Here is a 17,850-nt window from a genome sequence, read left to right as displayed (position 1 = left end):
GTAGTGTTTGTCAAGGGCTGCTTTCAGCGCGTGAAGCGAGCGATCAATCCAACCAGCAGATGACGCTAACTTCCTGACAAACCGAAGGTTTTTCAACCTTCTTCACCGCTGGTAACGCTTGGCGTCCCCGGCAGCGGATGCGTACTTTACGGATTCGCCGCCGAGTTGGCAAGGGCTTTTGTAAAATAATTTCAGCTCAGTGTTTGGACTTTGCCTTGCGCATGACAGCCAGCACTGGCCCCGAGCAGACGTAGGCACCAAACAGCAACAGCAGCATGACCGAGGGCTGTACCGAGATCATCACGAACCCAAGCACCACCGCCAGCAGCACCACGAAGGGCACGGGCTTCTTGAAGTCCAAATCCTTGAAGCTGTAGTAGCGGATGTTACTCACCATGAGAATACCCGCCGCGCCCACTACCAGCAGCATCAGCAGCTTGAAACCAACAGCATCGGCGTCGAAGCTGTGGAATGTCCACACGCTGGCGGCGACCAGCGCCGCAGCCGAAGGGCTGGGCAAGCCGATAAACCACTTTTTGTCGACGCTGCCGATCTGTACGTTGAAGCGGGCCAGGCGCAGGGCAGCACACGCCACATAGAGAAAGGCCACCACCCAGCCGGTCTTGCCGATATCTTGCAGTATCCAGGTAAAGGCGACCAGGGCAGGCGCCATGCCGAACGAGATCATGTCCGACAGGCTGTCGTACTCGGCCCCGAAAGCGCTTTGCGTATTGGTCATGCGCGCCACGCGACCATCCAGGCCATCCAGCACCATGGCGATGAAAATGGCCACCGCTGCCGACGTGAACTCGCCATTGATCCCGGCCACCACGGCAAAGAAACCAGAAAACAGTGCCGACGTGGTAAACAGGTTGGGCAGCAGGTAGATGCCCTTGCGGCGAATTTTCTTGCCGTTTTCGACGGCCTCCTCCACGACTTCGGTTTCACGAAGAAAGGCAGCGGCAAGATCCTCGTTCCGCACGATTTCCTCTTCCTTCGACGAAGGAGTAGCCGCGCTGTCCGTATCTGCAGCGGACGAAGGGAGCGATTCCTGCTCTGGGTCGCGAGCATCCTGAGTCATAAGTGTCATCCATTTAGAGTGAAGTCACATTCACAAGTAACCCTTCTCATTCTACACGGTGAACCCTTGCCGACCAGTCCTGACAGCCGGAATGCAAAACGCCCCGCAGCACGCATAGGCGCTTCGGGGCGTTTTCATAACGGTGATCGATCAGTTTTTGGACTTGTCGACCAGCTGGTTGGCAGCAATCCACGGCATCATGCCGCGCAGCTTGGCACCCACCTGCTCGATTTCGTGCTCGGCATTCAGACGACGGCGTGCAGTCATGGAAGGATAGTTGGTGTTGCCTTCCTGGATGAACATCTTGGCGTACTCACCGGTCTGGATGCGCTTGAGTGCATTGCGCATCGCGGCACGGGACTCGTCGTTGATGACCTCAGGGCCGGTCACGTACTCGCCATACTCCGCATTGTTGGAGATGGAGTAGTTCATGTTGGCAATGCCGCCTTCGTACATCAGGTCGACGATCAGCTTGAGTTCGTGCAGACACTCGAAGTAGGCCATTTCCGGTGCGTAACCTGCTTCGGTCAGGGTTTCGAAACCGGCCTTCACCAGCTCGACCGCACCACCGCAAAGGACCGCCTGCTCGCCGAACAGGTCCGTTTCGGTTTCATCCTTGAAGGTCGTCTCGATGATACCGCTGCGGCCACCGCCAACGCCTGCAGCGTAAGAGAGCGCCAGCTCTTTGGCGTTGCCAGAGGCATCCTGGTGGATCGCGATCAGGTCGGGAATACCGCCACCCTTGACGAACTCGGAGCGTACGGTGTGGCCCGGCGCTTTCGGCGCGATCATGATCACGTCGAGGTCTTTACGCGGCTCGATCTGGTTGTAGTGGATGTTGAAACCGTGGGCAAACGCCAGGGTCGCGCCTTCTTTCAGATTCGGCTCGACTTCCTGCTCGTAGATGGCTTTCTGGTTTTCGTCCGGCGCCAGAATCATGACGACGTCAGCGGTCTTGCACGCTTCTGGTACGCTGGCGACTTTCAAGCCTGCTGCTTCTGCTTTCGCCGCAGACGAGGAGCCTTTGCGCAGCGCTACGGTGACATCGACACCCGACTCTTTCAGGTTGTTGGCGTGGGCATGACCCTGAGAACCGTAGCCGACGATGGTGACTTTCTTGGCCTGAATGAGGGAAAGGTCGCAATCTTTATCGTAGTAAACGTGCATGGCGAGACTCCAGAAATCGGTTGAATCAGATCGTTATCGTGTATGTGTCAGCGTTGATGGCCACCCGTGCCGTCTAGTGCAGCACTGGGATTCGGCGTTGAGGTCACTCTACGTCAGCAGCACCATTGCGTAAAACGCTATATTTGCAACATACTATTTCATAAAATGAAATCACACTCAGGGCATCGACCCCATGGATTTTCGTCTTCTCAAGCACATGGTCACTCTGGCGGATACGCTGCATTTCGGGCGCGCCAGCGAGCTGTGCCATATCAGCCCTTCCACCTTGAGCCGCTCGATTCAGCAGGTGGAGAGCGAACTGGGCACCCGGCTGTTCGAACGTGACAACCGGCATGTCACGCTGACCCCACAAGGGATCGCTTTCCTGCGCTACGCCAAGGAGACGCTGGAGCAGTGGGAAACCCAAAAGCGCACGCTGGCCACCAGCGCGACACAGCTCAGCGGGGAAATCAGCATCTACTGCTCGGTCACCGCCAGCTACAGCTTTTTGTATGAGCTGTTGAGCGATGTGCGGGTACGCCACCCCGGTATCGAGCTCAAGCTGCATACGGGTGACCCGGCAGACGCCATGAACCGCGTACTGGAAGGGGCCGATGACATGGCCATTACGCCCAGGCCTCGCATTCCTCCCAGCGCCCTGGCGTTCAAGTCGCTCACCCGTTCGCCGCTGTTGTTCATCGCCCCGACGGAAACCCATGCCTGGCTGCCTAGCCATCCGGAAAGCTCGACCGCCGAACAGTGGCGGCATGTGCCCATGATTCTGTCGGAGGCGGGCCTGTCGCGGGAGTACGCCAATACCTGGTTCAAGGCCATGGGCATTGCGCCCCGCATCTATGCCCAGGTGGCAGGGCATGAGGCCATCGTCAGCATGGTGGGGCTAGGGTTTGGGGTCGGTGTGGTGCCGCGTATCGTGCTGGACAACAGCCCGCTGGCAGAGCGTGTACAGGTACTCAACGTCAAGCCCGAGCTGCCCCACTACGATGTTGGCCTGTGCGTGCTGAACCGGCGGCTGCAGAATCCCATGATCGATGCTTTCTGGACCACGGTGGCACCTCGCTAGCGGCATCCGCCTGGCACCACCCAAAAACAAAAAAACCGCCCGGCGAAGGGCGGCTTTGGGTGGGTACTAACGCGCGATCAGAGCGACAGCACCTTGTCACCGCGGGCAATGCCGGAGACGCCCGTACGCGCCACTTCCAGAATGCCCACCGGCGCCATGGCCTGCAGGAAAGCATCCAGCTTGGAGGCATCGCCGGTGATCTGAACGGTGTAGAGGCTCGGTGTCACGTCCACGACCTGGGCGCGGAAGATATCCACGGTACGCTTCACTTCATCACGGGCAGCGCCCAGCGCCTTGACTTTCACCAGCATCAATTCCCGCTCGATGTGGTTACCTTCGGTCAGGTCGACCAGCTTCACCACGTCGATCAGCTTGTTGAGGTGCTTGGTGATCTGCTCGATCACCCGGTCGTCACCGATGGTGGTGACCGTCAAGCGTGACAGCGACGGGTCTTCCGTCGGTGCTACGTTCAGCGTTTCGATGTTGAAGTTACGCTGAGAGAACAACCCGACTACACGTGACAGCGCACCCGGTTCGTTTTCCATCAGAATCGAGATGATATGACGCATCAGGTACGCTCCGTTTTGGACAGCAGCATGTCACGCATCGCGCCTAACGGCACTTGCATCGGGTAAACGTGCTCAAAGGGGTCGACCTTCACGTCCAGGAATACCAGCTCATGCTTGTTGGCAAAGGCACGCTCCAGCGCTGGCTCCAGCTCGTCCAGGGTAGTGACCGTGATGGCGGTAAACCCGTAAGCTTCGATCAGCATATGGAAGTCGGGCAACGACTCCATGTAGGAGTGCGCGTGGCGGGACTTGTAGTTCAAGTCCTGCCACTGGCGCACCATCCCCAGCGACGCGTTGTTCAGGTTGACGATCTTGACCCCCACCCCGTACTGCTTACAGGTGGAAAGCTCCTGCATCATCATCTGGAAGCTGCCTTCCCCCGTGACACACACCACGTCGTCTTCGGGGAAGTTCTGCTTGATGCCCATGGCGGCCGGAAAGCCGAAGCCCATGGTGCCCAGGCCTCCGGAGGTAATCAGGCGGTTGGGCTTGTCGAACTTGTAGTACTGCGCAGCAAACATCTGGTGCTGGCCCACGTCGGTGGTGACGTACGCTTCGCCCCGAGTGACGCGGCACAGTGCCTCGATGACTTCCTGGGGCTTCAGCGCCTCGCCGGGCCTGGAGGGCTCATAGAGCTTGCCTTCCCGCTCGGCGCGCCAGCCGTCGATCTTCTGCCACCAGTCGGTCAACGCTTCGGGGTGGGCAATCTCGTGCCCCTGCACCAGGCTGATCATCTCGTTGATGACGCTGGCGGCTGGACCGACGATGGGCACGTCGGCACGCACGGTCTTGGAGACCGAGCTGGGATCGACGTCCACATGGATGATCTTGGCCGTGGGGCAGAATTTCGACGTATTGTTGGTCACGCGGTCGTCGAAACGTGCGCCGATGGCAATGATCAGGTCCGCGTGGTGCATGGCCATGTTGGACTCATACGAGCCGTGCATGCCCAACCAACCCAGGCACTGGCGGTCGCTTTGCGGGTAAGCGCCAATGCCCATCAGCGTGGTGGTGATCGGGTAACCAAGCTGCTTCACCAGATCGGTCAAGCCTTCGCTGGCCTTGCCGGTGACCACACCACCGCCGGTGTAGAACACCGGGCGCTTGGCCTTCAGCATCATCTCGACGGCTTTCTTGATTTGCCCGGTATGCCCACGGGTCACCGGATTGTAGGAGCGCAGTTTGACCTTCTTCGGGTACACGTACTCGTAGCGCTCGGTGGGCGCGGTCATGTCCTTGGGAATATCGACGACCACGGGGCCGGGGCGACCGGTAGAGGCCAGGTAGAAGGCCTTTTTCAGCACTTCCGGGATTTCAGAAGGGTGACGAATCGAGAAGCTGTGCTTCACGATGGGCCGGGTCACGCCGACGATATCGGTTTCCTGGAAGGCGTCGTCACCAATCAGGTGGCTCATGACCTGACCACACAGCACGACCATGGGAATGGAGTCCATGTAGGCAGTCGCGATACCCGTGACTGCGTTGGTCGCACCGGGGCCGGACGTCACCAGCACCACACCGGGCTTGCCGGAGGCACGGGCATAGCCGTCAGCCGCGTGGGTGGCCGCTTGCTCGTGACGCACGAGGATGTGCTTCACTTTGTCCTGGCGGAACAGCGCATCGTAAATATGCAGTGCCGCACCGCCAGGATAACCATAGATGTACTCTACGCCCTCATCTTGCAAGAAGCGGGCGATCATGTCTGCGCCGGAAAGCAGTTCCACTGTATTTCTCCCCTGGGGGTCTCGAGTGCGATCCGCAGGACATCCTGCGGGGTCGAGTGCGGCGGTATGCCGCTGCCGGCCCATGCCGGCACCTGATGCCAAACCCTGGCAATATGGCCCGGTTAGGGCCTGCACTCTCATCGGGAGCACGCGTTGCTGGTCACCATGGCCTGTCTGGACGTGGCGAGCTTGACACGTGCCTCCCTTACACGGCGGTTTGCCGTGTCGGGGCGTTGGCCAGGTCAGGCGGTTAGCCCGAGCCCGGAAGTCCTTCGGCGGGTAGAGGCGTGAGCCTACCCTTCGCGCGGTGATGAGGGATTGCCCGTTGGTTCCGCGCCCGCAAATCAGGAACCCACAAGATTCCATTAGCGCCCTTGGCGTGTCAACCACCTATCCGAGCAAACGCAACAAAGGTCGCAGTCGCTGCAAAAAAATGCCCCGCCAGCGTCACTGACGGGGCATTCGCCCTATTTGATTGCGCAGCAAGCCCTTCCGGGATCAGCCAAAGATCAGCTTGCCTTCACCCGCGCTGATGCGAATGGTATCGCCCGGGGCGTACTTGCCAGCCAGCAGATCCTGCGCCAGCGGGTTTTCGATGCGGCTCTGGATGGCACGTTTCAGCGGCCGTGCGCCAAATACGGGGTCGAAGCCAACCACCGCCAACTGCGCCATGGCGTCGTCACTGATTTCCAGGCTCAGGTCGTGCTCTGCCAGGCGAGCCTTCAGGCGCTCCAGTTGAATACCGGCAATCGCTTGAATCTGCTCCTGGCCAAGGGCATGGAATACCACCACTTCATCGATACGGTTGATCAACTCAGGGCGGAAGTGATTGCCCACTACTTCCATGACTGCCTGTTTCATCAGCTCGTAGTCGCTGCCGTCGTCACTGCTGGTGTCGCCTCCCATGCGCTGGATGATGTCCGAGCCCAGGTTGGAGGTCATGACGATGACCGTATTGCGGAAGTCAACGGTACGCCCCTGACCATCGGTCAAGCGCCCATCTTCCAGCACCTGGAGCAGGATGTTGAACACATCCGGGTGGGCTTTTTCCACCTCATCCAGCAGCAGCACCGAGTACGGCTTGCGGCGCACCGCTTCGGTCAGATAACCGCCCTCTTCATAGCCGACGTAGCCAGGCGGTGCGCCAATGAGACGGGCCACGGAGTGCTTCTCCATGAACTCGGACATATCGATGCGCACCATGGCCTCTTCGGTATCGAACAGGAAATTGGCCAGCGACTTGCACAGCTCGGTCTTGCCCACCCCGGTGGGGCCCAGAAACAGGAACGAGCCGTTGGGGCGGTTGGGGTCGGAGAGACCCGCCCGGGAACGCCGCACCGCGTTGGCCACTGCTTCCACGGCTTCGTGCTGACCGATGACCCGTTCGTGCAGGGCATCTTCCATGCGCAGCAGCTTGTCACGCTCGCCTTCGAGCATTTTGGACACCGGGATGCCGGTCCAGCGGGACACGACTTCGGCAATCTCCTCTTCCGTCACGTTGGAGCGCAGCAGCTGATGGCTGGTGGTATCGGCTTCACCCTCACCCGCTTCGCTGATCTTTTTCTCCAGCGCGGGAATCTTGCCGTACTGCAGCTCCGACATGCGCCCAAGATCCCCTTGGCGGCGCGCCTGTTCGAGGTCGATACGCGCTTGCTCCAGCTCGGCCTTGAACTGCGCTGCACCCTGGATGCTGGCCTTTTCCGCCTTCCAGATTTCATCCAGGTCGGCGTACTCGCGCTCCAGCTCATGGATGTGCTGATTGAGGGCTTCCAGACGCTTTTTCGTGGCGTCGTCGGTCTCTTTCTTGAGCGCCTCCCGCTCCATCTTGAGCTGGATCAGACGGCGGTCGAGACGGTCCATCTCCTCCGGTTTGGAGTCCAGCTCCATACGGATGCGCGATGCAGCCTCGTCGATCAGGTCGATGGCCTTGTCCGGCAGCTGGCGGTCGGTGATATAACGGGTCGAGAGTTTGGCCGCCGCGATGATGGCCGAGTCGGTGATATCGACACCGTGGTGAACTTCGTAACGCTCCTTCAAGCCGCGCAGAATGGCCACGGTATCCGCTTCCGAGGGCTCGTCCACCAGCACTTTCTGGAAGCGCCGCTCCAGGGCCGCGTCTTTTTCGATGTACTGACGGTACTCATCCAGCGTGGTGGCCCCGACACAGTGCAGCTCGCCTCGGGCCAACGCCGGCTTGAGCATGTTGCCAGCGTCCATGGCGCCTTCCGCCTTGCCTGCGCCCACCATGGTATGCAGCTCGTCGATGAACAGGATCACCCGACCTTCTTCCTGGGAGAGCTCCTTGAGCACGGCTTTCAGCCGTTCTTCGAATTCCCCGCGGAATTTCGCGCCCGCCAGCAACGCCCCCATATCCAGCGAGAGCACACGCTTTTCCTTCAGGCCTTCGGGCACTTCCCCATTGACGATACGCTGGGCCAGGCCTTCGACGATCGCGGTCTTGCCCACGCCCGGCTCACCGATCAGTACAGGGTTGTTCTTGGTGCGGCGCTGCAACACCTGGATGGTGCGACGAATTTCGTCGTCACGACCGATCACTGGGTCGAGCTTGCCTTCCAGCGCTCGCTGGGTCAGATCGAGGGTATATTTGTTCAGCGCTTCACGCTGATCTTCGGCGTTGGGGTCGTCAACGCGGGAGCCCCCACGCAGGCTGTCGATGGCCGCCTCGAGACTTTTGCGCGTCAGCCCGGCCTCTTTGAGCAGTTTGGTGATGGCACCGTTCATTTCCAGCGCTGCCAGCAGCACCAGCTCGGAGGCAATGAACTGATCGCCGCGCTTTTGCGCTTCGCGGTCGGTCAGGTTCATCAGTTTGACGAATTCCCGAGAAGGCTGGACCTCGCCGTCGAACTGGCTGACTTTGGGCAAGTCTTCCAGTTGGCGCTGCAAGCCGTCGCGCAGCCGGGAACCGCTGCCTTCGGCTTTTTCGATCAGCGCCTTGATGCCGGTATCGCGCGTGTCAAGCAGCGCCAGCAGCAAATGGGCAGGGTCGAGTTGATTGTGGCCACGCCCCACGGCGAGGGATTGAGCCTCGGCAATGGCGGCCTGCAACTTGGCAGTAAATTTATCGAATCGCATGGAGTGCCTCCTGGGGGGGGTGCCGTGCGTTTCGACCCACGGCGCACCCCGATAACCTGTCGTTGAACGTGCTAAAGACGATTAGCTTGACAAGTAACATGGCGGCAGTTATGGCCATTTCAAGAGGCGTGCGATATTAACCAGCCGCTGCCCGACTGCTCACTTGATCCAGATCACGCTTGCCATGCGGCCGGTGTTGCCGTTATCCCGCCGATAAGAGTAAAAGCGCGATTCGCAGGCCGTACAGAAGTGACCACCGCTGATCTGATGGATGCCCAACGCCTCCAGGCGAAAGCGCGCCAGGCGGTACAGGTCGGCCATGTAATGGCCCAGACGATAAGGGCTATGATCGAAGGCTTCTGCGGTGTCGGGCTGGATGGCCACGAAGGTGCCGTACACTTCCGGGCCCACCTCGAACTGGGCATTGGAGATCGCCGGGCCAAGCCACACCAGAATGTCTTCGGGGTCGCAGTTCATCGCTGCCACCGTGGCTTCCAGCACACCACCGGCGAGCCCGCGCCATCCGGCGTGGGCCGCCGCTACCTGGGTGCCCTGCCGATTGCAGAACAGCACCGGCAGGCAGTCGGCGGTCAGTACCACACAGGCATAGTCGCTGCTGCTGGCCACCGAGGCATCGGCTTCTGGCACGCTTTCCTGATACTCCTGCTGCACCCGTGCCCCGTGGGTTTGATTGAGCCACAGCAGCGGACGGCTATCGCCGATTTCCTTGTGCAGCAGCCGACGACAAAGCGCCACGTGGTCGGCGTTATCGCCCACGTGGGCTGCCGGGTTGAACGCCGCGAAGTCGTTCTGGCTGGGGCCTGTCTCGCGGGTGGTCACAAAGGCCTGCACGTTGGCAGGCGCCGCCCAATCAGGGCGCAGCAGCGTGGGGCGCAGGTCTATGGCATCGCTCATCGCATGGTCTCGCTATCTTCACGCAGATAATCCAGCAGCATCAGCAAATCGTCAGGCAGCTCCGCCTTGAAGGTCAGCGTTTCTCCACTGGTGGGGTGGACGAAGCTCAACTGGCGCGCATGCAGCGCCTGACGGGGAAATTCACGCAGAATCTCCTTCAATGGCCCGGCTGCCCCCGGCGGTAGCTTGGCGCGACCGCTGTACAGCGGGTCGCCCACCAGCGGAAAACGCGCATGAGACATATGCACGCGTATCTGGTGAGTACGCCCGGTTTCCAACTGGCAGCGCACGTGGGTGTGCGCGCGGAACCGCTCGACGACACGAAAATGCGTCACCGCAGGCTTGCCCGAGGCGGTCACGGCCTGGCGCTTGCGATCCTTCGGATGCCGACCAATGGGGGCGTCGATCGTGCTGCCCGACACCGGCTTGCCGAGCACGACCGCATCGTACTGGCGTGACACGGTCCGCGCCTGAAGCTGCTCCACCAGCGCCGTTTGCGCGGGCAGGGTCTTGGCCACCATCATCAGGCCAGTGGTGTCCTTGTCCAGCCGATGGACGATGCCCGCTCGGGGCACTTCTGCCAGCGAAGGGTGATGGAACAGCAGCGCATTGAGCAGCGTGCCATCGGGATTGCCTGCGGCAGGATGTACCACCATTCCCGCAGGCTTGTTGACCACCATGACGTCGTCGTCTTCATAAACGATGTCCAGGGCGATGTCCTGGGGCGCAAAGCGAGTGTCTTCTTCGATGGTGGCGTGGAGCGCCAACACTTCGTGACCGTGCAGCTTGGCCTTGGGCTTGGCCTTGGCCCCATCGACCGTAAGCTCTCCCGCATTGATCCACGCTTTCAAGCGCTCGCGGGAATAATCGCTGAACAACTCCGCGGCGGCCTGGTCCAAGCGTGCGCCCGCCAGGGTGGCGGGGACGCGCTGCGTGGCTTCCACAATTCGAGACATGAATGACCTCTTTATGACACAAACACGCCTACTTCTGGATGATACGACACCGCTAACCCCTTACAGCAAAGTATCGCCAAGCCTGCGTTTTGCGCTCAGGTGTTTTATAGTGGGCTGACTGCGACCTATTCTACCATTTCTACTTATGGCCATCGTCGCTTTTCGGTGATTGAGGCTTGTTTGCAACGAGGATGATGATGCGCGTTTTTTCCGCTGCCAATCGCTTTGGCGCCCTGGCCCTGAGTCTTGCCCTGTTAGCAGGCTGTGCCAGCAATGACACCACTCCGGAAGACGAAGACGAGCTTGCCGGTGTTCAAGAGCGCGAGCTGTATGAGCTGGCCCGTACGGCCCTCGACAGCAATCGCTACCCTATCGCCATCGAGCGCCTGGAAGCCCTGGACACCCGCTACCCGTTTGGCCCTCATGCCGAACAGGCTCAGCTCGAACTGATCTACGCCTACTACGAAAATAGCAACTGGGAAGAGGCCCGCGCGGCGGCCAGCCGGTTCATTCGCCTGCACCCTGACCACCCGCAAGTGGATTACGCCTATTACCTGCGCGGGCTGTCCGCCTGGCAAGCAGGGCGCTTCAGCCTGGAACGCCTGCGCCTGATCGATATTTCCAAGCGCGACCTGGGCGCCTCACGGGATGCCTACAACGACTTCCGCGAGCTGATTCAACGCTATCCGCAAAGCCAATACGCCCCAGATGCCCAGCAACGTATCGTCTACCTGCGTGAGCTGCTGGCTCGCCATGAGCTGCATGTCGCCGACTACTACCTGCGTCGTGGCGCCTTCCTCGCGGCCATTGAGCGCGGTCGCTGGGTCGTTGAAAACTATCCGGAATCCAACGCCACGCGGGATGCTCTGGCCACCATGGTAGAAGGTTACCAAGGCATGGGCATGCAAGATCGCGCCAGCGAAGTCCTGGCCGTGCTGCGTGAAAATGCGCCTGACCATGAGCAGCTTCAGGGCAGCCGTTTCGTGCCCAAATATAACGGTGGCCGCAATTAGCGTTGAAGCGCGGCGCTAGCCAGCCGTTTTCAAAAGCTATACAATCTATACACCTTATCTAACCACGCTTCGGCGTGGTTTTTTCGTTCTTCACAAAACCTCTTCATTAACAAAAACTTAATTAGCAGAAAAATAAAATTATCGATACACTTATTGTACAAAACATCTACGCGACGCTATTATTGCCTCGCCGAACATAATAAAGCGCCTGCACGGCGCCTGAGGAGCCTCCCCCATGACATCCCTGTATAAACGCTTTGCCGGTACCAAAATCAGTACGCGGCTGACTGCCGGTTTTTCCACGCTGCTGTTATTGCTGGTTTTGCTCACAGCCGCCGGTATCTACCAGGTCAACCAGATCGACCGCGGTCTGAGCGAGATCAACGACATCAACGGTGCCAAACAGCGCTTTGCTGTGGATATGCGGGGCAGCGTCCATGACCGCGCGATCGTATTGCGCGATATCGTCATTACGGCTGGCAACGGCAACCTGGCATCCTTGCAAGAAGAGCTGACTCGCCTGCGAGGCCTTTACGATAACGCCATCAGCAAGATGCGAACCCTGAATCAACAACATGCGCCGACCGGACAAGAGCAGGCACTGCTTGATAACATCAGCGAACAGGCCACTGCCACCATGGCGCTTTCTCAGCAGGTGATCGATGCCAGGAACGCAGACCAGTACGAACAGGCGCAATCGCTGATGCTCGAACAAGCGGGCCCGGCCTATGGCGAATGGTTGAGCCGCGTCAATCAGTTCATCGATCTGCAAGAGCAGATCAACGCCACCACCACCGAGGATGCCCGCGCGACGGCTTCCGGTTTTCAGCTACAAATGCTTGGGCTGACGCTGTTTGCCCTGCTGGTGGGTGGCTTTATCGCGGTTTTCTTATCCCGTCAGCTGCTGCGCGAGCTGGGAGCCGAACCTTACGAAGTCAAAGCCTTTGCTCAGGCCATCGGTCGCGGCGAGCTCGCCACCAAGGGCCGACTCAAAAAAGGTGACACCCGCAGTATCATGGCTTCTCAGGTCGCCATGGCTAAACAACTGCAGGATATCGTGACCCAGGTGCGCGCATCCGCTGAGGCGGTCGCTTCCAACAGCGAGCAAATTGCGGAAGGCAATAATGACCTGGCGTCACGCACCGAAGAGCAAGCCAGCGCTCTGGCAGAAACGGCTTCTGCCATGGAGCAGCTCAACAGCACCGTGAAGCAGAACGCCGACAACTCTGAACAAGCCAGCCAGGAAGCTGCTAATGCCTCGAAGACGGCTACCCAGGGCGGTGAAGCGGTGCACCATGTCGTGGCCATCATGAACGACCTGAACAAGAGCTCTCAGGAAATTGCCGGCATTATCTCCACCATCGACTCGATTGCCTTCCAGACCAATATCCTGGCCTTGAATGCGTCGGTGGAAGCCGCACGGGCCGGTGAACATGGCCGAGGCTTTGCCGTGGTTGCCGAAGAGGTGCGTAAGCTCGCCCAACGCAGCGCCGATGCCGCCCGGGAAATCAATGACCTGATCAGCAGTAATCTCGATCGCGTCAACAACGGTAATGAACGGGCCGAAGAGGCCAGCAAGTCAACGGAAGACATCGTCCACGCCATCGAGCGGGTGACCAGCATTATGCAGGAAATTAGCCACGCCAGCGTCGAGCAGAGTGCTGGCGTGCAGGAAGTGGGCCAGGCCGTGACCGAGATGGACCAGGTGACCCAACAGAACGCTTCGCTGGTGCATGAAAGTGCCACAGCAGCCAACAACCTGCGCCAAAACGCACATCAGCTACTCCACGCCATGGGCGCCTTCAAGCTACCTGCCACCACAAGCGCGCCGCCTACGCGTCAGCAGAGCGTGCCAACTCAAGGGTTGAAACGCCCCGCCGAAAAAGCGCCTGCCTTACCTGCCACCAAGAGCACTGCGCAAGAGCCCGAGTGGGAAAGCTTCTAAATAAAACGCCTTACCTGCCGTTAATTGTTTAGATAGGCCGCGATGCACTGTGTCGCGGCCGCCGCTTTCCCTTCGAGGTTGCCATGAAGCCTTCTAAAAGTCTGTTTATGGTGTTCTTGCTGCCCATGCTGATAGTGGTACTGCCTGCGGTACTGCTACTGGTGCTTGCCACCCAGGTGTTGCAAGACCAGTCGCTGCAAAATCATCAGCTGCAGTCCAATGATCTGGACACCCTGATGCAAATGGCCACCTTTGATCGCCAGTTGAGCGATCTGCATCAGCGGGTCACTGAAGTCCTCAGTCAGGCAACCGACACCAACCTGAGTGCCATGCAGCGTTACTCAGAGTATGGCATCATTAACCTGGAGCTTTCCCGAATTGGTCAGAGCATCGACCAGTTGGCGGCTTCCCCCCTGATCTACGACCTCAGCCAGGAGAGTGCGGACACTCTGCAGCGGGCCTTCTTCGATTACCGCCGCTTTGTGGACATGGCGAACGAAGCCGCCACCTTGAATCAGGGAGACGCTGGCTATTATCTACGTGAAGCCCAGCAGTACTTCACGACGTTCAACCTGTTTTCTCAGCAGATTTTCGAAGCCCTGACCCAGCGGGCCAGTGATCGCCATGGCGAGTCGTACCAGGCACTGACCCACGAGCGCAATTCCATTCTCTGGACCGGCATTGGGCTGTTCTCGCTACTGCTGGGCGCGGCGATGATCGCGGCATGGCGGATCAATCAACGCTTGGTCATCGTGGGCGATGCCATTCTCGCCCTTTCCAAGCGCTCGGATCAGTTACCGGACATGCAGGCAGTGAAGCGGCTCAGCCAGCAGCATAGCGGAACCCTGCAACGCATTTCGGCCTCGCTACTGGCTCTGCGCGACTCCGAACACCAGCGGCGTCATGCCGAGCAGCAGGTACATCAGCTTGCTTACTACGACTCACTCACCGAATTACCCAACTGGCGCCTGATGCGCGAGCATCTTCAGCACTCCCTCGAAACCAACGCCCAAACGGGCACCTACGGTAGCCTGATCTATGTGGACGTGGACGAGTTCAAGCGTATCAACGATGGCATTGGCCACCGCGCCGGGGATGAGTTGATCAAGCAGATGGCCAAACGGCTGGAGACACTGCAGCCCGAGGGCTGCACCATTGGCCGACTCAGCGGAGACGAATTTGCCATCATCGTGGACGGCCTGGATGAAGACCAGCTGAAAGCGGCCGAAAAAGCCGAGTTCTTTGCCCAGCAGGTGAGCCACACCCTGACCCAACCTTACTGCCTGGAAGGCCGTCAGCAGTTCCTCAACGTCAGCCAGGGCCTGGTATTGTTCAAAGGGCTGGAAGAGAGCATCGACAGCCTGTTCCAGTACGCCAACTCAGCGGTACACCTGGCCAAGCGCGGCGGACAGAACGGCCTGCGTTTTTATGACCCTGAAGTACAAGCCCAGCTGGAAAGCCGCACGGAGCTGGAGCGCGACCTGCGTCTGGCCATCGAGCAGAAAGCGTTCGTGCTGGTATACCAGATGCAGGTAGACAACCAGGGGCGGAGCATTGGTGCCGAAGCGCTGATTCGCTGGCAGCATCCTGAGCGTGGGTTTGTCTCCCCAGGCATGTTCATCCCCCTGGCGGAAGAAACCGGGCTGATCGTGCCGATTGGCAGTTGGGTGCTACACGCGGCCTGTGAGCAGTTGGCGGCCTGGCAAGCAACGGAACACACCCGGCATCTGGTACTAGCGGTAAACGTTAGTGCCAAGCAGTTTCAACAACCCGGTTTCGTGGATGAAGTCGCCACCGCGCTGAAGCTCAGCGGTGCCCCTGCCCATCGGTTGAAGCTGGAGCTGACCGAAAGCACGGTGATCGGCAAAGTGGAGGACACCATCGACCGGATGCACCAGCTCAAGGCGCTAGGCATCAGCTTTGCCATGGATGACTTCGGTACCGGATACTCCTCGCTGCAGTACTTGAAGCGCTTACCGCTGGACCAGATCAAGATCGACCAGTCGTTCGTGCGCGATGTTCATCAGGACGCCGACGACATGGCCATCGTCGAAACCATCATTGCCATGGGGCGTTCACTGGGGCTTGATGTGATTGCAGAAGGTGTGGAAACCATCGAGCACTGGCGCTATCTCAACGCGCACCAGTGCCATGCCTATCAGGGTTACTACTTCTGCAAGCCGGTGGCACCGGAGGAGATGGCCAAGCATTGCCTGGCACCTCCTCCCGTACTGGCTTAGGGCTGGTCGCGGCTGGCAGCAGGCGCTACTCGCCCGGCTGCCAGCCATTGACGATGGGGTAACGACGGTCACGCCCGAAACCACGCGGCGTGACCCGTACACCTACCGGAGCCTGGCGACGCTTGTACTCGCAGCGGTCCACCAGCTTCACCACCTTGTAGACATCGTTCTCGTCGTAACCCGCCGCAATGATGGCTTCGGCGCTCATGTCCCCTTCGATGTAGCGCACCAGAATCGCGTCCAGCACATCGTAATCCGGCAGGGAATCGCTATCCTGCTGGTCGGGCGCCAGCTCTGCGCTGGGCGGACGCTCGATGACCCGCTCCGGAATGGCCGACGACTGGGTGTTACGCCAACGAGCCAGGCGGTAGACCCAGGTCTTGTAGACATCCTTGATGGCGTTGTAGCCGCCCACCATGTCGCCATAGAGCGTGGCATAGCCCACGGCCATTTCGCTCTTGTTGCCGGTGGTCAGCACCATCAGGCCTTTCTTGTTGGAAATGGCCATCAGCAGCACGCCTCGGCAGCGCGACTGCAGGTTTTCCTCGGTGGTGTCACGCTCGGTGCCCGCAAAGCTATCCGCCAGGGTCGCCATGAAGGCCTCTACCATGGGCTCGATGGGCATCACGTCATAATGCACCCCCAGCAGTTTGGCCTGCTCGGCGGCATCCTGCTTGGAGATATCGGCGGTGTAGTGGTAAGGCATCATGACCGCCTGAACGCGCTGCGGCCCTAGCGCATCCACCGCAATCGCCAGCGACAAGGCGGAGTCGATGCCGCCGGAAAGCCCCAGCACCACGCCTTTGAAGCCGCTTTTATTGACGTAGTCACGCAGCCCGGTGACCAGCGCACAGTAAAGGCTCTCTTCCGGCATGACTTCCGGCTCGATCTCTCCGGCCTGGGGCTCCCAACGCTCGGCGCTGGTTTGCAGCAGTTGAACGGGCATCAGCCCGGCTTGCCAGTAAGGGGCCAGCACCTTGAGCTGGCCCTGCTCATCCACACAGCAAGAACCGCCATCGAACACCAGCTCATCCTGGCCGCCAATGGTGTTGACGTAGAGAATGGGGCGCTGAACGTCCTGAGCCCGCTGCTCCAGAAGGCGCAGCCGCTCGGTGGGCTTGTCCTGGTGGTAGGGTGAGGCATTCAGGCTGATCAATACTTCCGCCCCGGCCGCCTGCGCCGCCTTGACCGGCGAGCCTTCCCACAAGTCTTCACAGATCAACAGCCCCAGCTTGGCACCCTTGTGCTCGTAAACCAGTGGCTGGGTGCCGGGGGTGAAGTAGCGCTGCTCATCGAACACCTGGTAGTTCGGCAGCGCCTGCTTGGCGTACTCTGCTTCCCACTGGCCGTTGTACAGCACGCCCGCCATGTTGTAGCACTTGCCTTCACGCACGCCGGGATAACCAATGATGACCAGCACGTCTCGGGCCACCTTCTCGGCCATTTTGGCGCGGGCTTCGCGCAGGCGCGCCTCCATGGAAGGCCTCAGCAGCAGGTCTTCCGGCGGGTAGCCGGAAAGAAACAGCTCGGGAAAGACCACAATGTCCGCCCCATGCTCGATCCTCGCCTCACGCACGGCCTCGATGGCGCGCGCGGCATTGCCGGGAATATCTCCCACTAGCGGGTCGAGTTGGGCCATTACCAGCGTTAAGTCTTGCATGGGCGTCAAAATCTCTTGAGAATCTTCAGAATACGATGGCACTTGGGGCATTGTCCCGCAAGGTGCGCCTGCTGGCAAAGGCCATACGGCTACAGGCGTGCTGCCCGCTTTTTCCCGGTATGGGAGTTATCGAGGATGAACCTGTTGATCATTCGGCTGATTATTTTTGCGGTGCTGTTTTATGCAGGCCTGAAACTCTACGGCATGTATCGCCAGCACCGCCTTTCCCAGCAGCAGCCCCCCGCTCCTCGCCATGAAGGCGGGCAGATGGTGCGCTGCCGCTGGTGCGACGTTCACGTGCCGGAAAGCGAGGCACTGCGTGACCATGAGCAGTGGTTTTGCTGCAGCGCCCACCGCGACCGCTTCCTGCAGGAACAGCGTGATCGCGACGACGGTAATGCTTGAT

At 59.8% G+C, this 17,850-nt stretch carries 13 protein-coding genes; 5 read left to right on the top strand and 8 right to left on the bottom strand.

The window, feature by feature from the left end; all coding sequences use genetic code 11:
* Positions 1-196: 196 nt before the first annotated feature.
* Together pssA and ilvC are read right to left on the bottom strand one after the other, a co-directional pair.
* Positions 197-1,081 (bottom strand): CDP-diacylglycerol--serine O-phosphatidyltransferase, encoded by an 885-nt coding sequence (pssA, locus tag B7L71_RS14840; protein ID WP_081138874.1) that lies wholly within the window; start codon positions 1,079-1,081, stop codon positions 197-199.
* Between the two features lie 150 nt (positions 1,082-1,231).
* Positions 1,232-2,248 carry a ketol-acid reductoisomerase gene (gene ilvC, locus B7L71_RS14835; protein WP_016916053.1) on the bottom strand — a complete coding sequence of 339 codons (1,017 nt, stop codon included), beginning with the start codon at positions 2,246-2,248 and terminating at the stop codon, positions 1,232-1,234.
* A 193-nt stretch (positions 2,249-2,441) separates the two neighbouring features.
* Here ilvC and ilvY point away from each other — a divergent pair, with 193 nt between their 5' ends.
* Positions 2,442-3,329, top strand: coding sequence for an HTH-type transcriptional activator IlvY (ilvY, locus tag B7L71_RS14830; protein WP_016916052.1), 888 nt, complete (start codon positions 2,442-2,444; stop codon positions 3,327-3,329).
* A gap of 77 nt (positions 3,330-3,406) precedes the next feature.
* On the opposite strand, the gene ilvN is transcribed toward ilvY, so the two are convergent.
* The 5 genes from ilvN to rluD all read right to left on the bottom strand — a co-directional run bounded on the left by ilvN (position 3,407) and on the right by rluD (position 10,586).
* Positions 3,407-3,898, bottom strand: a complete 492-nt coding sequence (gene ilvN, locus B7L71_RS14825; RefSeq protein WP_016916051.1) for an acetolactate synthase small subunit — start codon at positions 3,896-3,898, stop codon at positions 3,407-3,409.
* Complete coding sequence (locus B7L71_RS14820) at positions 3,898-5,622, bottom strand: acetolactate synthase 3 large subunit (protein WP_081138873.1); 1,725 nt, start codon at positions 5,620-5,622, stop codon at positions 3,898-3,900. The genes ilvN and B7L71_RS14820 overlap by 1 nt, the downstream gene beginning before the upstream one ends.
* A 498-nt stretch (positions 5,623-6,120) precedes the next feature.
* The gene (gene clpB / locus B7L71_RS14815) at positions 6,121-8,715 is read right to left on the bottom strand and encodes an ATP-dependent chaperone ClpB (RefSeq protein WP_016916049.1); all 2,595 of its coding nucleotides are present in this window, start codon (positions 8,713-8,715) and stop codon (positions 6,121-6,123) included.
* A 159-nt stretch (positions 8,716-8,874) separates the two neighbouring features.
* Positions 8,875-9,630, bottom strand: a complete 756-nt coding sequence (gene pgeF, locus B7L71_RS14810; RefSeq protein WP_081138872.1) for a peptidoglycan editing factor PgeF — start codon at positions 9,628-9,630, stop codon at positions 8,875-8,877.
* Positions 9,627-10,586: a 23S rRNA pseudouridine(1911/1915/1917) synthase RluD gene (rluD, locus tag B7L71_RS14805; protein ID WP_081138870.1), complete on the bottom strand. Its 960-nt coding sequence runs from the start codon at positions 10,584-10,586 to the stop codon at positions 9,627-9,629. The genes pgeF and rluD overlap by 4 nt, the downstream gene beginning before the upstream one ends.
* A gap of 197 nt (positions 10,587-10,783) precedes the next feature.
* Between rluD and B7L71_RS14800 the strand changes: the two genes are divergently transcribed.
* The 3 genes from B7L71_RS14800 (at position 10,784) to B7L71_RS14790 (ending at position 15,784) form a co-directional block, all read left to right on the top strand.
* A complete protein-coding gene (locus B7L71_RS14800; RefSeq protein ID WP_016916046.1) occupies positions 10,784-11,599 on the top strand; it encodes an outer membrane protein assembly factor BamD in 816 nt (271 codons plus the stop codon).
* A 235-nt stretch (positions 11,600-11,834) separates the two neighbouring features.
* Positions 11,835-13,544: a methyl-accepting chemotaxis protein gene (locus B7L71_RS14795; protein ID WP_081138869.1), complete on the top strand. Its 1,710-nt coding sequence runs from the start codon at positions 11,835-11,837 to the stop codon at positions 13,542-13,544.
* 83 nt (positions 13,545-13,627) lie between these two features.
* Positions 13,628-15,784, top strand: coding sequence for a putative bifunctional diguanylate cyclase/phosphodiesterase (locus tag B7L71_RS14790; protein WP_081138868.1), 2,157 nt, complete (start codon positions 13,628-13,630; stop codon positions 15,782-15,784).
* Positions 15,785-15,809: 25 nt separating this feature from the next.
* On the opposite strand, the gene B7L71_RS14785 is transcribed toward B7L71_RS14790, so the two are convergent.
* Positions 15,810-17,444, bottom strand: coding sequence for an NAD+ synthase (locus tag B7L71_RS14785; protein ID WP_081138866.1), 1,635 nt, complete (start codon positions 17,442-17,444; stop codon positions 15,810-15,812).
* 135 nt (positions 17,445-17,579) lie between these two features.
* Between B7L71_RS14785 and B7L71_RS14780 the strand changes: the two genes are divergently transcribed.
* Positions 17,580-17,849 carry a PP0621 family protein gene (locus tag B7L71_RS14780; protein ID WP_081138865.1) on the top strand — a complete coding sequence of 90 codons (270 nt, stop codon included), beginning with the start codon at positions 17,580-17,582 and terminating at the stop codon, positions 17,847-17,849.
* Position 17,850 lies beyond the last annotated feature (1 nt).

Source organism: Halomonas sp. BC2 (assembly GCF_002078115.1).
Lineage (GTDB): Bacteria > Pseudomonadota > Gammaproteobacteria > Pseudomonadales > Halomonadaceae > Vreelandella > Vreelandella stevensii.
The sequence above is the reverse complement of the archived record's forward strand: the minus strand, read 5'-3'. Positions and strand labels throughout refer to the sequence as shown.

What these genes read in the sequence shown, in the direction of transcription:
- pssA (WP_081138874.1), bottom strand. Translation starts at nt 1,081, where the DNA reads ATGACTCAGGATGCTCGCGACCCAGAGCAGGAATCGCTCCCTTCGTCC.
- ilvC (WP_016916053.1), bottom strand. Translation starts at nt 2,248, where the DNA reads ATGCACGTTTACTACGATAAAGATTGCGACCTTTCCCTCATTCAGGCC.
- ilvY (WP_016916052.1), top strand. Translation starts at nt 2,442, where the DNA reads ATGGATTTTCGTCTTCTCAAGCACATGGTCACTCTGGCGGATACGCTG.
- ilvN (WP_016916051.1), bottom strand. Translation starts at nt 3,898, where the DNA reads ATGCGTCATATCATCTCGATTCTGATGGAAAACGAACCGGGTGCGCTG.
- clpB (WP_016916049.1), bottom strand. Translation starts at nt 8,715, where the DNA reads ATGCGATTCGATAAATTTACTGCCAAGTTGCAGGCCGCCATTGCCGAG.
- pgeF (WP_081138872.1), bottom strand. Translation starts at nt 9,630, where the DNA reads ATGAGCGATGCCATAGACCTGCGCCCCACGCTGCTGCGCCCTGATTGG.
- rluD (WP_081138870.1), bottom strand. Translation starts at nt 10,586, where the DNA reads ATGTCTCGAATTGTGGAAGCCACGCAGCGCGTCCCCGCCACCCTGGCG.
- B7L71_RS14800 (WP_016916046.1), top strand. Translation starts at nt 10,784, where the DNA reads ATGCGCGTTTTTTCCGCTGCCAATCGCTTTGGCGCCCTGGCCCTGAGT.
- B7L71_RS14795 (WP_081138869.1), top strand. Translation starts at nt 11,835, where the DNA reads ATGACATCCCTGTATAAACGCTTTGCCGGTACCAAAATCAGTACGCGG.
- B7L71_RS14790 (WP_081138868.1), top strand. Translation starts at nt 13,628, where the DNA reads ATGAAGCCTTCTAAAAGTCTGTTTATGGTGTTCTTGCTGCCCATGCTG.
- B7L71_RS14785 (WP_081138866.1), bottom strand. Translation starts at nt 17,444, where the DNA reads ATGCAAGACTTAACGCTGGTAATGGCCCAACTCGACCCGCTAGTGGGA.
- B7L71_RS14780 (WP_081138865.1), top strand. Translation starts at nt 17,580, where the DNA reads ATGAACCTGTTGATCATTCGGCTGATTATTTTTGCGGTGCTGTTTTAT.